At 69.6% G+C, this 13,181-nt stretch carries 11 protein-coding genes and 1 tRNA gene; 5 read left to right on the top strand and 7 right to left on the bottom strand.

Annotated elements, in window-relative coordinates:
• The first annotated feature begins 19 nt into the window (after nucleotides 1–19).
• From AC07FK_RS22255 to AC07FK_RS22240, 4 genes are read left to right on the top strand one after another with little or no spacing between them, the layout of a single operon-like run.
• A complete protein-coding gene (locus AC07FK_RS22255) occupies nucleotides 20–196 on the top strand; it encodes a hypothetical protein (RefSeq protein ID WP_479106670.1) in 177 nt (58 codons plus the stop codon).
• Nucleotides 193–831, top strand: coding sequence for an aminodeoxychorismate/anthranilate synthase component II (locus tag AC07FK_RS22250; RefSeq protein ID WP_479106669.1), 639 nt, complete (start codon nucleotides 193–195; stop codon nucleotides 829–831). The genes AC07FK_RS22255 and AC07FK_RS22250 overlap by 4 nt, the downstream gene beginning before the upstream one ends.
• Nucleotides 828–2,186 carry a class E sortase gene (locus AC07FK_RS22245; protein WP_479106668.1) on the top strand — a complete coding sequence of 453 codons (1,359 nt, stop codon included), beginning with the start codon at nucleotides 828–830 and terminating at the stop codon, nucleotides 2,184–2,186. Before AC07FK_RS22250 ends, AC07FK_RS22245 begins: the two co-directional genes overlap by 4 nt.
• 46 nt (nucleotides 2,187–2,232) lie before the next feature.
• The gene (locus tag AC07FK_RS22240) at nucleotides 2,233–2,976 is read left to right on the top strand and encodes a class E sortase (RefSeq protein WP_479106667.1); all 744 of its coding nucleotides are present in this window, start codon (nucleotides 2,233–2,235) and stop codon (nucleotides 2,974–2,976) included.
• A 76-nt stretch (nucleotides 2,977–3,052) separates the two neighbouring features.
• On the opposite strand, the gene AC07FK_RS22235 is transcribed toward AC07FK_RS22240, so the two are convergent.
• From AC07FK_RS22235 to AC07FK_RS22205, 7 genes are all read right to left on the bottom strand, one after another.
• The gene (locus AC07FK_RS22235) at nucleotides 3,053–4,087 is read right to left on the bottom strand and encodes a restriction endonuclease (protein ID WP_479106666.1); all 1,035 of its coding nucleotides are present in this window, start codon (nucleotides 4,085–4,087) and stop codon (nucleotides 3,053–3,055) included.
• A gap of 156 nt (nucleotides 4,088–4,243) precedes the next feature.
• Nucleotides 4,244–6,274: a Stk1 family PASTA domain-containing Ser/Thr kinase gene (gene pknB, locus AC07FK_RS22230; protein WP_479106665.1), complete on the bottom strand. Its 2,031-nt coding sequence runs from the start codon at nucleotides 6,272–6,274 to the stop codon at nucleotides 4,244–4,246.
• Nucleotides 6,275–6,442: 168 nt separating this feature from the next.
• Nucleotides 6,443–7,903: a peptidoglycan D,D-transpeptidase FtsI family protein gene (locus AC07FK_RS22225; RefSeq protein WP_479106664.1), complete on the bottom strand. Its 1,461-nt coding sequence runs from the start codon at nucleotides 7,901–7,903 to the stop codon at nucleotides 6,443–6,445.
• Nucleotides 7,900–9,297, bottom strand: coding sequence for an FtsW/RodA/SpoVE family cell cycle protein (locus AC07FK_RS22220; protein WP_479106663.1), 1,398 nt, complete (start codon nucleotides 9,295–9,297; stop codon nucleotides 7,900–7,902). The genes AC07FK_RS22225 and AC07FK_RS22220 overlap by 4 nt, the downstream gene beginning before the upstream one ends.
• A gap of 22 nt (nucleotides 9,298–9,319) precedes the next feature.
• The gene (locus tag AC07FK_RS22215) at nucleotides 9,320–10,885 is read right to left on the bottom strand and encodes a Stp1/IreP family PP2C-type Ser/Thr phosphatase (RefSeq protein ID WP_479106662.1); all 1,566 of its coding nucleotides are present in this window, start codon (nucleotides 10,883–10,885) and stop codon (nucleotides 9,320–9,322) included.
• A 128-nt stretch (nucleotides 10,886–11,013) separates the two neighbouring features.
• Nucleotides 11,014–11,523 carry an FHA domain-containing protein FhaB/FipA gene (locus tag AC07FK_RS22210; RefSeq protein ID WP_479106661.1) on the bottom strand — a complete coding sequence of 170 codons (510 nt, stop codon included), beginning with the start codon at nucleotides 11,521–11,523 and terminating at the stop codon, nucleotides 11,014–11,016.
• A gap of 10 nt (nucleotides 11,524–11,533) precedes the next feature.
• Nucleotides 11,534–12,415: an FhaA domain-containing protein gene (locus AC07FK_RS22205; protein ID WP_479106660.1), complete on the bottom strand. Its 882-nt coding sequence runs from the start codon at nucleotides 12,413–12,415 to the stop codon at nucleotides 11,534–11,536.
• A 368-nt stretch (nucleotides 12,416–12,783) separates the two neighbouring features.
• On the opposite strand from AC07FK_RS22205, the gene AC07FK_RS22200 reads away from it, so the two are divergent.
• Nucleotides 12,784–12,866: transfer RNA gene (locus AC07FK_RS22200), tRNA-Leu, on the top strand.
• Nucleotides 12,867–13,181 lie beyond the last annotated feature (315 nt).

The raw sequence follows: 13,181 nt of genomic DNA, 5'->3' as shown, positions 1-13,181 counted from the left end.
ACCGAACGGAAGGGACAGCATGTACGGCTGGATCTGGCGGCATCTGCCGGGCAACGTAGGGGTGCGGGCGTTGATCTCGCTCGTACTGATCCTGGCGGTCGTCTACGCATTGTTCCAGTACGTCTTCCCGTGGGCGGAGCCGCTGCTTCCGTTCAACGATGTGACGGTCGACGGGGACGGAGGTTCGGGCAGGTGAGCGCGCGGATCCTGGTGGTCGACAATTACGACAGCTTCGTCTTCAACCTCGTCCAGTACCTCTACCAGCTCGGGGCCGAGTGCGAGGTGCTGCGCAACGACGAGGTGGAGCTGAGCCACGCCCAGGACGGCTTCGACGGCGTACTGCTGTCGCCGGGTCCGGGCACCCCCGAACAGGCGGGCGTCTGCGTCGACATGGTGCGCCACTGCGCCACGACGGGCGTGCCGGTCTTCGGCGTCTGCCTGGGCATGCAGTCGATGGCGGTGGCGTACGGCGGTGTCGTCGGCCGGGCCCCGGAGCTGCTGCACGGCAAGACGTCCCCCGTGACGCACACGGGCGCCGGGGTCTTCACCGGGCTGCCCTCGCCGTTCACGGCGACGCGCTACCACTCGCTGGCGGCCGAGCCGCAGGCGCTGCCCGCCGAGCTGGAGGTCACCGCGCGGACGGCCGACGGGATCATCATGGGGCTGCGCCACCGGGACCTGCCGGTCGAGGGTGTGCAGTTCCACCCCGAGTCGGTACTGACCGAACACGGGCACCTGATGCTCGCCAACTGGCTCGCGCGGTGCGGGTATCCGGGAGCGGTCGAGCGGGCGGCCGGGCTCGCGCCGGTGGTGGGCAAGGCCGCCGCGTGACGGCGCTCCGCCCCGAACGACACGACGCCGGCGGGGCCGCCTCGTACGAGCAGGGTGCGTACGGGGCGGCAGGCGCGTTCGAGGCGGCGGTGGAGCAGCTCGCGGATCCGCTGAACGATCCGCTGCCGGGGCAGGAGCGCCCGGCCGCGACACCGGCCCCCGGCCCGGATCCCGACGGGACCTCGCCCTGGTTCCGGTCGACGACGATGCCGCCGGGCCCCGCGCAGACCGCCCAGGGGGCCGTACAGCAGCCACAGCGGCCCCTCCAGCACCCTCAGGAGCCCTACGGGCCCCCGGCCCGCCCGCAGGCCCGGTACGCCGTGCAGCGCCCCGCACCGGCCGCCGAGCCGGCGCCCGCCCCCGGCCCCGTCTCCGGGGCCACCCTCGGGGCCGCGCCCGTACCGACGCCCGCTCCCCCCTTCTCTCCGTACGACGACGAGACCGTCGCCCTGCGGACGGACGACACCCGGCGAATAGCGGGGGCCGATCCCGAGCCGGTCGCCCCGTCCGCCCCGGCGCCGGTCACCGGTGGCCGTGCGGAGCGCCGCAGGGCCGCAAAGGGCAGGGGCAGCCGCGGCAGGACCCCCGTGGGGAAGACCGGGGCGAAGGCGGCCGGGACGCAGGAAGCCGGTCCGAAGCCGCCGCTCTCCCGGGTCGAGGCCAGGCGCGCCGCCCGCGCCGCGAAGGACAGCCCGGCGGTCGTCGCCAGCCGGTTCTTCGGGGAGATGTTCATTTCGCTGGGCGTGCTGATGCTGCTGTTCGTCACGTACCAGCTGTGGTGGACGAACGTCCGTGCCGACCTGTTCGCCGGCAAGGAGGCGGACAAGATCCAGGAGGGCTGGGCCAACGGCCGCAAGCCCGGGGCGTTCGAGCCGGGCCAGGGTTTCGCGATCATGCACATCCCCAAGCTGGACGTCGTCGTGCCGGTCGCCGAGGGCATCGACAAGAAGCGGGTCCTCGACAACGGCATGGTGGGCCACTACGCGGAGGGCAGGCTCAAGACGGCGATGCCGTCGGACAAGCAGGGGAACTTCGCGGTGGCGGGGCACCGGAACACGCACGGCGAGCCGTTCCGGTACATCAATCAGCTCGAACCGGGCGATCCGATCGTCGTGGAGACGCAGGACACGTACTACACGTACGAGATGGCCAGCATCCTGCCGCAGACTTCACCTTCCAACGTGAGCGTGATCGGGCCGGTGCCGCCGGGTTCCGGCTTCACGCGGCCCGGCAGGTACATCACGCTGACGACGTGCACGCCGGAATTCACGAGTACGTACCGAATGATCGTGTGGGGCAAGATGGTCGACGAACGGCCGCGCAGCAAGGGGCAGCCCGACGCGCTCGTCGGCTGAGAACGAGCCGGCCGGACGGAAGAGACTCAGGACGGGGACGGGTGCGGTGGCAGCCAGGACGACCGAGCAGGACGAGCAGACCGGCACGCCCGTGCCCGTGTCCGCGCCCGCGGGCACGGGCAGGAAGCGTGGACGTGTCGCGGGAGCGGTGAGCCTCTTCGGCGAGCTGCTGATCACGGCGGGCCTGATCCTCGGCCTGTTCGTCGTCTACTCGCTGTGGTGGACGAACGTGCTCGCCGACCGCGACGCGGACAAGCAGAGCAACCAGGTGCGCGACCGGTGGGCGGGCGGCCCCGGGGCCCTCGACACCAGGAACGGCATCGGCTTCCTGCACGTACCGGCGATGAAGAACGGCGAGGTGCTGGTCAGGAAGGGCACCAACGCCAAGGACCTGAACCGGGGTGTCGCCGGTTACTACACGGACCCGGTCAAGTCGGCGCTGCCGTCCGACAAGCAGGGCAACTTCTCGCTGGCGGCCCACCGGGACGGTCACGGCGCGAAGTTCCACAACATCGACAAGCTCAAGGACGGCGACGCGATCGTCTTCGAGACGAAGGACACCTGGTACGTCTACAAGGTGTACGCGAAGCTCCCGGAGACCTCGAAGTTCAACGTGGACGTGCTGAAGCCGGTCCCGAAGGAGTCGGGCAAGAAGAAGCCGGGCCGCTACATCACGCTGACGACCTGCACGCCGGTCTACACGTCGAAGCACCGGTACATCGTGTGGGGCGAGCTGGAGCGCACGGAGAAGGTCGACCGCCACCGCACGCCGCCGGCGGAACTCGGCTAGCGTTGCCCGCACACGAGCCGGGCCCGAAGCCGCAACTTCGACTTGCGACTTCGGGCCCTTTCGTGCGCAGGTGCCGCTAGCGCAGGACTTCCAGTCGCGCGCCCGCGCTCCAGGTCTCCAGCAGGCCGCGGTGTACGGCGGTGACGCCGGCCTCTGCCGCGATGGCGAGCGACTCCGGTGAGAACGGGCAGGTCGCCGCGTACACGGCCACGTCCGCCTGGTGCAGGGTCTTGGCGCCGACGAACTTCTGCATCTCACCGCTCCACACGGAGCGGTACGGAGCCCAGTGCTTGCACTGCACGACGACCGCGCGCCCGTCGGCCGTACGCGCGGTGATGTCCGCCCCGCGGTCGCCGCTGCCGCCGTGGATCGCGACGCCGGTGCAGCCGTCGCGGCGGAGCAGCCGGGCCACGTGTTCCTCGAACTCCCGCCAGTTCATGCCGTCGATGGAAGCCATCACCCCGGCGAGCCCGCGCTGCCCCTGGACACGCTCCAGCCTCACGAGCCGTACGTCGTGCTGGACGAGCCTGCGCTCGATCCGCTGCACGTCGTCGCGCAGCGAGACGAGCTCCCGGCGCTGCTCGCCCGCGGACTCGATGAGGGCGTTGAACATGGGGACGACGGACTTGCCGAGGATGTGGGTGATGCGTCGGTCGATGCGGTCGTCGAGGGGCTCGGCGGCTGTGGGGACAAAGTTGTCCACAGGCTGTGTGCGTGCGATGTATTCGGCGTCGAGGAGGTACGTACGCACCTGACGTGCGACTTCGCTGTCGCGGAGCAGCATGGCGACGTTGAGGACGGCTCGGCGGGAGTAGATCGTCAGTCCACGGCCGTGGACCCTTCTAAGCTGCAGGTTGCAGCTTAGGAATTCCAGCAGGTCAGCGCTGCGGAGAGTGCGAGCCCCGTTCTCCTGCAGTTCGGCGCGGTGCCGTTGGTAGAGGGCATTGATGGCGCGCTCGCCGACTTGGAAATAGGCGGCGACCATCGCTGTCGTCACGTGTATGCCGTCCGGCAGCAGTGACAGGGCCTTGACCCTGTCCAGTACGTCGGTGCGAGCGACGACGGTCGCGTGCAAAGACTTCGACTCCAGAAGAACGCTCTCGCTGAGCATGGCCCTGCCCCTTTTGTATGGCGCCCCTGTTCAACGAGTCCGTACATATGAAGACGCGCACGGTATTCGCAGCTGTGTGCGGTGGCGCTCCGGGGCAAGGCGAAGGGCCGTGGACTTCGGGGGAAGTCCACGGCCCTTGTGAGAGCGGGGGCGGGGTCAGTCGCTTTCGCTGTTGCGGCCGAACGCGCCGCCGAAGAGGCCGCCGCCGTCGTTGCCGCCGTTGTCTCCGCCGCCGTTGTTGTCTCCCCCGCCGTCACCACCACCGCCGCCGGCGGTGGTCAGGTTGACGGCCGTGCCCTTGGGGACCTGCTGGCCGACCGCGGGCTGGGGGAGGACGACGATGGCGTCGTCGTCCTGCGGGCCGTTGACCGTGCCGACGGTGAGTCCGGCGTCCTCGATGGCCTTGCGGGCGTCCTTCAGCTTCTGCCCGGTCACCGGCGGTACCGCGACCTGCTCCGGCTGGGCCGCGGCCTTCGCGACGGTCAGGGTGACGGTGCCGCCCTTGTCGGTCTGGCTGTTGCCCACGGGGTCCTGCTTGATCACCGTGCCCGGGGCTTCGGTCGACTCCTCCTCGGCGCGGGCGACCTGGAAGCCGAGGTCGGTGAGCTGCTTGCTGGCCGCCTCGAAGGTCTGGCCCACGACGGGCGGGACATCGGCCTTGGAGGACTTGGCGATGGAGAGGGTGATCGTCTCGCCCTTCTCCGCCTTCGTGCCGCCCTCGGGGTCCTGGTCGACGACCGTGCCGACCGTCTTCTCGGACTCGACCTGCTTGATGTCGACCTCGAAGCCCTTGGCCTCCAGGTTCTCCGTGGCCCGTTGCTTCGACTGCTCGGTCACGTCGGGGACCTCGACCTTCGGGGCGCCCGTGGAGACGACGACCGTGACGACCGCGCCTTCCTCGACCTCTTCGCCGCTGTCCGGGGACTGACTGCAGATCTTCCCCTGGGGCTGGTCGGCGCACTCCTTGCGTTCTCCGACCTTGACGGTCAGGTCGGAGTTCGTGCCGAGTTCTTTCGCCTTGGCGAGCGTCTGCCCGACCAGGGGCGGCACCGTGCGCTGGTCCTTGTCCGACTCGGTGTCGAAGAGCGCCCTGCCGATCAGGATCGCGCCGACGAGGACGAGGACGCCCGCGACGACGAGCAGGATCGTCGAGGTGTTGCTCTTCTTCTGCTGCCTGCGGCGGTCCACGCGGTCGTCGTAGCCGAAGCCGCCGTCGTCCGGGTTGACCGGCGGCAGCATCGACGTCGGCGCGCCGCCGCCGTCGGCCGAGCGCAGGGCCGTGGTGGGCTGGTCGTCGCCGTAGCCGCCGTAGCCGACCGCGCCGAGGGCGGAGGTGGCGGCGACGGGCCGGCCGTCGAGGCAGGCCTCGATGTCGGCGCGCATCTCGTCGGCGGACTGGTAGCGGTAGTCGGGGTCCTTGACCAGTGCCTTCAGGACGATGGCGTCCATCTCGGGCGTGATCTCGGGGTCGAAATTGCTGGGCGGCTGCGGTTCTTCCCGTACGTGCTGGTAGGCGACCGCGACCGGGGAGTCGCCGATGAAGGGCGGCCGTACGGTCAGCAGCTCGTAGAGGAGGCAGCCGGTGGAGTAGAGGTCGGACCGCGCGTCGACCTGCTCGCCCTTGGCCTGCTCCGGGGAGAGGTACTGGGCGGTGCCGATGACCGCCGCGGTCTGCGTCATGGTCATGCCGGAGTCGCCCATGGCGCGGGCGATGCCGAAGTCCATGACCTTGACCTGGCCGGTGCGCGTCAGCATGACGTTCGCCGGCTTGATGTCGCGGTGGACGATCTGGGCGCGGTGCGAGTACTCGAGCGCCTGGAGGATGCCCACGGTCATCTCCAGGGTGCGCTCGGGCAGCAGCTTGCGGCCGGAGTGCAGGAGCTCACGCAGGGTCGACCCGTCGACGTACTCCATCACGATGTACGGGATGGACACGTTGTCGACGTAGTCCTCGCCGGTGTCGTAGACCGCGACGATCGCCGGATGGTTCAGCGAGGCCGCCGACTGGGCCTCGCGGCGGAACCGGGCCTGGAAGGACGGGTCGCGGGCGAGATCCACCCGAAGCGTCTTCACGGCGACGGTGCGGCCGAGCCGGGTGTCGTGCGCGATGTAGACCTCGGCCATGCCACCACGGCCGAGCACCGAGCCCAGCTCGTACCGGCCGCCGAGGCGACGCGGCTCTTCCATAGCTAATCCAGCCCTCTCCGTCTGTCCCGACCGCACCTGTGTGTGGTCCGGCGGTGTGCTGTCCGCGCATACGGTACCGGGCGGGCCGTAACAGGTCCGCCCGTGACTGCCGGCCGAGACCCGGCCGGCACCGCGACGTGGGCGTACGCGGCCTTCGGGTGACCGGCGTCACTTCTGCCTGTCGAGCACCGCCTGCATCACGTCCTTCGCGATGGGGGCCGCGAGACCGCCGCCGGAGATGTCCTCACGGTTGGCGTTGTCGTCCTCGACGACGACGGCGACCGCGACCGGGGAGCCCTCGTCGGTCTTGGCGTACGAGATGAACCAGGCGTAGGGCTTCTCGCTGTTGTCGACGCCGTGCTGGGCGGTGCCGGTCTTGCCGCCGACGGTGACGTCGGGGATCTCGGCGTTCGAGCCCGTTCCGTCCGAGACGACCGTCTCCATCATTTCCTGGAGCTTCTGGGCGTTCTCCGGGGAGAGCGGCGTGCTCATCTCCTCGGGGCTCGTCTTCTCCAGGACGTCGAGGTTCGGGTCGGTGAGCCGGTCGATCATGTACGGCTTCATCAGCTTGCCGTCGTTGGCGATGGCGGCGGTCACCATGGCCATCTGGAGCGGGGTGGCGGCGGTGTTGAACTGGCCGATGGAGGAGAGGGCCGTCTGCGCCTTGTCCATGTCCTTGGAGAAGACGCTCGCGTTGGAGCGGACGGGCACGAACTGCTGCTCGTTGAACCCGAACTTCTCCGCCGTCTCCAGCATCTTCTCGTTGTCGAGATCGGCGCCGATCTTGCCGAAGACGGTGTTGCACGACCACTGGAGGGCGACCCGGAGGCTGGCGTTCTTGCAGGGGTGGTCGCCGTCGTTCACCAGGTTCTTGGTGGACAGCGGCAGCCGCCACGGCAGCGGGGATTCGGTCTTCGCGTCGATGTCGTCGTACAGGCCGTGTTCCAGGGCGGCGGCCGCGGTGATGACCTTGAAGGTGGAGCCGGGCGGGTACGTCTCGCGCAGGGCCCGGTTCGTCGTCGGCTTGTCCGGGTCCTTCTCGTACTTCTGCCAGTTCTTGACGTCCTCGTCGGTGTTGCCGGCGACCTTCGAGGGGTCGTACGAGGGCGTGCTGGCGAGGGCGAGGATCGCGCCGGTCCGCGGGTCGATCGCCGCGACGGCGCCCTTGCGGGCGCCCAGGCCCTTGAAGGCGGCGCGCTGGGCGGCGCCGTTCAGGGTGGTGAGGACGTGGCCGCCCTGCTTCTTGTCGCCGGTGAACAGCGAGAGCGTGCGGTCGAAGAACAGGCGGTCGTCGGTGCCGGTGAGGATGTCGTCCTCGATGGACTCGATCTGGTTGGAGCCCATCCGCTGCGACGTGAAGCCGGTGACCGGCGCCCACATCGGGCCGTCCTTGTACGTCCGCTGGAACTTGAAGTCGCCGCTCGTGGACTCCTTGGACCCGGTGATGGCCTTGCCGTCGACGATGATGTCGCCGCGCTTGTGGGCGTAGCGGTCGATCAGGACGCGGCGGTTGTTGGGGTCCTTGGAGAGTTCGTCGGCCTTGACGTACTGGATCCAGTTGACGCGTACGAGCAGGGCGAGGACGAGCAGGCCGCAGAAGACGGCGACCCGGCGCAGGGGCTTGTTCACGGACGGACCACCTGGGTCATCTCGGCGTCGGGGGACGGGGCGGGGGCCGGCGCGGGCCTGCGCGCGGTGTCGCTGATGCGCAGCAGGATGGCGATGAGTGCCCAGTTGGCGATGACGGAGGAGCCGCCCTGCGCGAGGAACGGCATCGTCATACCGGTCAGCGGGATGACGCCGGTGACACCGCCCGCGACGACGAAGACCTGGAGGGCGAAGGCCCCGGAGAGGCCGATCGCGAGGAGCTTGCCGAAGGGGTCGCGGGCGGCGAGGGCGGTGCGTACGCCGCGCTCGATGAGGAGCCCGTACAGCAGGATGATCGCCATCAGGCCGGTGAGGCCCATTTCCTCGCCGACGGTGGCGAGGATGTAGTCGCTCTTGGGGGCGATGCCGCCGATGAGGCGGGAGTAGCCCTGGCCGAGGCCGGAGCCGAAGAGGCCGCCGGAGCCGAAGGCGTACACGGCCTGGGCGGTCTCGGTGACGCCGCCGTTCTGGAGGGCGAGGGGGTTGAGCCAGTTGTCCACGCGGGTCTGCACGTGGCTGGCGAAGGAGGCGACGCCCACGGCGCCGGCGGCGCTGAGGGTGAGGCCGAACACGACCCAGCTGGTGCGCTCGGTGGCGACGTACAGCATGATCACGAAGAGGCCGAAGAAGAGCAGCGAGGTGCCCAGGTCGGTCTCGAAGATCAGGATCATGAGGCTGAGGGCCCAGATGGCGAGGATCGGGCCGAGGTCGCGGCCGCGGGGCAGGTACATGCCCATGAAGCGGCGGCTGGCCAGGGCGAGCGCGTCGCGCTTCACCATCAGGTAGCCGGCGAAGAAGATCGCGATGATGATCTTCGCGAACTCGCCCGGCTGCAGCGATCCGAGGCCCGGAATGGTGATCCAGATCTTCGCGCCGTTCACGCCCGGGAAGAACATCGGCAGGATCAGCAGCACGAGGGCGACGACCATCGAGATGTACGTGTAGCGCTGCAGGACGCGGTGGTCCTTGAGAAACAGCAGGACGCACAGGAACAGGGTCACGCCGACCGCTGACCACATCATCTGCTTGGGTGCCATCGCACCGCCCACAGCGGCCGTCGTGATGGACGGCTCCAGGTCGAGCCGCCAGATCAGCACCAGCCCCAGCCCGTTGAGCAGGGTCGCCAGCGGCAGCATCAACGGGTCGGCGTACGGCGCGAACTTGCGCACCATCAGGTGCGCGACGCCCGCGAGCAGGCTGAGCCCGATGCCGTAGCCGAGCATGCCGGCGGGCAGGCTGCCGTCCTTGGCGAGGCCGACATTGGCGTACGCGAAGACCGGGATGATGACGGCGAACGCGAGCATGGCCAGCTCGGTGTTGCGGCGGCTCGGCGCTTCGATCGCGCCGATGGTGGTCGTGTTGGTGACAACGCTCATGGTGGTAAGGCCCCCTACGGCTTTACGGCTTACCGCACTGCGAGACCAGCTTCTGCTCTTCCTCGGAGAGGCTGGGGCCAGGAGTGGGCGTAGCTGTAGCCGTCGGAATCTTCTGGGTCTTGGTGGTCTGGGTCGTGGCGCCGGAACCGGTCGTGCCGCCCGCCTCGCCCTCGCCCGTACGCGCGTCGTTCTCTCGTTCCGCCTTCTCGCGCTCCGCCTTCTCGCGCTCCGTCCGCTCGCGCGCCTCGCGCTCGAGCTTGCGGCGCTCCTCGTCCTTCTTGCACGCGGACGCCTGGGTGCCGAGCTCACTGACCTTCTCGCGCGCGTCGGCGAGGCTGCCTTCGGTGATGGTCGCCTCGACCTGCTTCTGCTGGTAGGGCGGGAGGTACTTGAGTTCGATCTCGGGGTGGTCCTTCTCGATCTTCGAGAGGGAGACCCAGGCCAGGTCCTGGCTGATGCCCCGGTAGAGCGCGACGTGCTGCTTGTTGGCGCCGACGTAGAACTGGGTCTGGGTCCAGCGGTAGCCGCCGTACAGACCGCCGCCGACCACGGCGAGCGCGAGCACGATGTAGAACGATCTCTTCAGCCACTTCCGGCCGGAGCGCGGCTTGGTGAAGTCCTCGTCGCTGTAGGCACCGAAGGCCCCGTCGGGGGCCGCTCCGTAGCCGCCGCTGTCACCGCTGCCGGGAGGGCCGAAGGCGCCGCCCGGTGCGGGCTGCTGCGGCGGAACGGGCCGGCCGAGGCCCGCCGCGCGGCCCGCGGGGGTCTGCATGGCGCCGCCGTCGTTCGCCTGGAGCTGGTTCTCGGCGACCGCGCCGACGACGACCGGGGTGTCGTTGAGCTGCCCGGCCAGGGTGTCGTTGCCGTCGACGTCCAGGACGTCCGCGACGATGCAGGTGATGTTGTCGGGTCCGCCGCCGCGCAGCGCGAGCTGGATCAGCTCCTGCACGGTCTCCTGCGGGCCGTGGTAGCTGGCGAGCGTCTCCTCCATCGTCTGGTGGGAGACGACGCCGGACAGGCCGTCGGAGCAGATCAGGTAGCGGTCGCCGGCCCGGACCTCACGGATGGACAGGTCGGGCTCCACGTGGTCGCCGCTGCCCAGCGCGCGCATCAGCAGGGAGCGCTGCGGGTGGGTGGTGGCTTCCTCCTCGGTGATGCGGCCCTCGTCGACGAGGCGCTGCACCCAGGTGTGGTCCTGCGTGATCTGGGTCAGCACGCCGTCGCGCAGGAGGTACGCCCGCGAGTCGCCGACGTGCACGAGCCCGAGGCGCTGACCGGTCCACAGCAGGGCGGTGAGCGTGGTGCCCATGCCCTCGAGCTGGGGGTCCTCCTCGACCATCATGCGCAGCTGGTCGTTGGCACGCTGCACGGCGGTGCCGAGCGAGGTGAGGATGTCCGAGCCGGGTACGTCGTCGTCCAGGGTGACCAGGGTCGAGATGACCTCGGAGCTGGCCACCTCGCCGGCGGCCTGGCCCCCCATGCCGTCGGCGATCGCGAGAAGGCGGGGGCCGGCGTAACCGGAGTCCTCGTTGCCTTCCCGGATCATGCCTTTGTGCGATCCGGCGGCGAAGCGCAGTGACAGACTCATGCGCACCTCGCCCGTCGGCTCCGGGTACATCCGCACGGTGCCCACCCTCCGGTCGGGAGCCTGCGGGGATCCGTTGTGGGGACCGCCGCGGCTCGCTCGCTCCGCTCGCGCTCAATCATGACGTGGCACTACTTCCGCAGCTCGATGACGGTCTTGCCGATGCGGATCGGCGCGCCCAGCGGAATGGGGGTCGGGGTGGTGAGTCGGGTCCGGTCGAGATACGTGCCGTTGGTGGACCCGAGATCCTCGACGATCCACTGGCCGTCACGGTCCGGGTAGATCCTGGCATGACGGCTGGACGCGTAGTCGTCGTCCAGCACGATCGTCGAATCGTGCGCCCGCCCCAGCGTGACGGTCTGCCCCTGGAGGGCCACCGTCGTGCCGGTGAGCGTGCCTTCGGACACCACCAGCTTTGTGGGGGCGCCGCGGCGCTGGCGCTGCTGCGGCGGCGCCGCAGCCTGTTGCTGGCGTCCGCTCTGCTGCGGTCTGGCGTCGGCGGACGCGGTGCGGCGTGAGCCGCGCTGCGTGACCCGCGTACCGAACAGATCGCTGCGGATGACCTGGACGGCCACAATCACAAACAGCCACAGAACAGCCAGGAAACCTAGCCGCATGACCGTCAGGGTCAGCTCTGACATTGCCCCCGCTTCACCCTTCGGCTTGCCGATAAACGATGGTCGTGCTGCCCACGACGATCCGCGAGCCGTCGCGGAGCGTAGCGCGGGTGGTGTGCTGTCCGTCTACCACGATGCCGTTGGTAGACCCGAGATCCTGGATCGTCGGGGGCGTTCCGGTCCGGATCTCACAGTGCCGGCGCGATACGCCGGGGTCGTCGATCCGCACGTCTGCTTCGGTGCTGCGGCCCAGCACCAGCGTCGGGCGGGACATCTGATGGCGTGTGCCATTGATCTCGATCCAGCGCCGCGTCTGCGCGCCGGGCATCGGGCCGGGGCCCGCACCCGCCGGTCTGCCGGACACGGCGGCCGGTCCGCCGGGCCGCGCGCCGTGGGACGGCGACGGCGGCGGGGCCGCGGGCATGGGGGGTGCTCCGGGGGCGGCCGACGGCGGGTAGCCGTAGCCGCCGCCGCGCGGGGCGGCGGGCGCGGGGGCCTGGCGGCCGGCGGCCGGACCCTGTGACGGGCCGGCCTGCGAGGTGCTGGACGCGAGGGTGCGGCTGCGTACGCGGTAGAGACCGGTGTCGAGGTCGTCCGCCTTCTCCAGGTGGACCTTGATGGGGCCCATGAAGGTGTAGCGCTGCTGCTTCGCGTAGTCGCGGACCAGGCCGGAGAGCTCGTCGCCGAGTTGGCCGGAGTACGGGCTGAGGCGCTCGTAGTCCGGGGTGGACAGCTCGACGATGAAGTCGTTGGGAACGACGGTCCGCTCGCGGTTCCAGATCGTGGCGTTGTTGTCGCACTCGCGCTGGAGGGCGCCGGCGATCTCGACGGGCTGGACCTCGGACTTGAAGACCTTGGCGAAGGTGCCGTTGACCAGACCTTCGAGACGCTGCTCGAAACGCTTCATGACTCCCATGGGGCACCTCCTCCGTCGTTGCCGTCCTGGTACTGCTTACTGATCGTATCCACGCGTCGGGAAATCGGCTGGTTCCCCTTGTCTGCACAGTGGATGAGTGTCACCTCTCACAGGGATCGTAGAGGTGGCCTCCTGACAGTGTCCCGCACCCCGGGGACACTCTGGAGGAGTGGGTGAGGGGCGGCGGCGTTCCCTTCGGCGTTCCCGTCCTCGTTCCCCTCCCGGTCCGCGTCCCTGTTCCCCTCTCGTTCCCCTCCTCGGGTCCCCCCGAACAACGGGTGTGAATCCACCCTGACCACCGTGCTAATCTTCTGCATGTCGTCAGGCGCTCGCACAAACCAGTGAGAGATTCGAACGGCACCACTCATGCGCGAGTGGCGGAACGGCAGACGCGCTGGCTTCAGGTGCCAGTGTCCTTAGGGACGTGGGGGTTCAAATCCCCCCTCGCGCACTTAGAGAACCGATGGAACGGGTCTCCGCAGGTGACGAAAGTCGCCCGCGGGGGCCCGTTTCTCGTTGTCCCCGGGGGCCTTCCCGCGGTCGCGGGCCGGCACTGGTGACCGCCGGCGGGAGGACCGGGCCGCCGTACGTTCGCAGCGGCTGCCAAAAGATCACTTTCGCCGCCGGGGCGGGCGGGGGCCGCCTGTAGCCTGCGGTACCAGGTACGTCGCGAGGGGACGCGGCGGCCTGTTTTCTGTTACGCGGGCCGATGCGCGGCGCTTCGCCGTCCGGCCCGCGGTCTGTTCCGGGGGCGGGGGAGTTCGTG

It is taken from the genome of Streptomyces sp. NPDC046122, from assembly GCF_056429965.1.
This window is presented reverse-complemented; position numbering and strand designations above follow the sequence as displayed.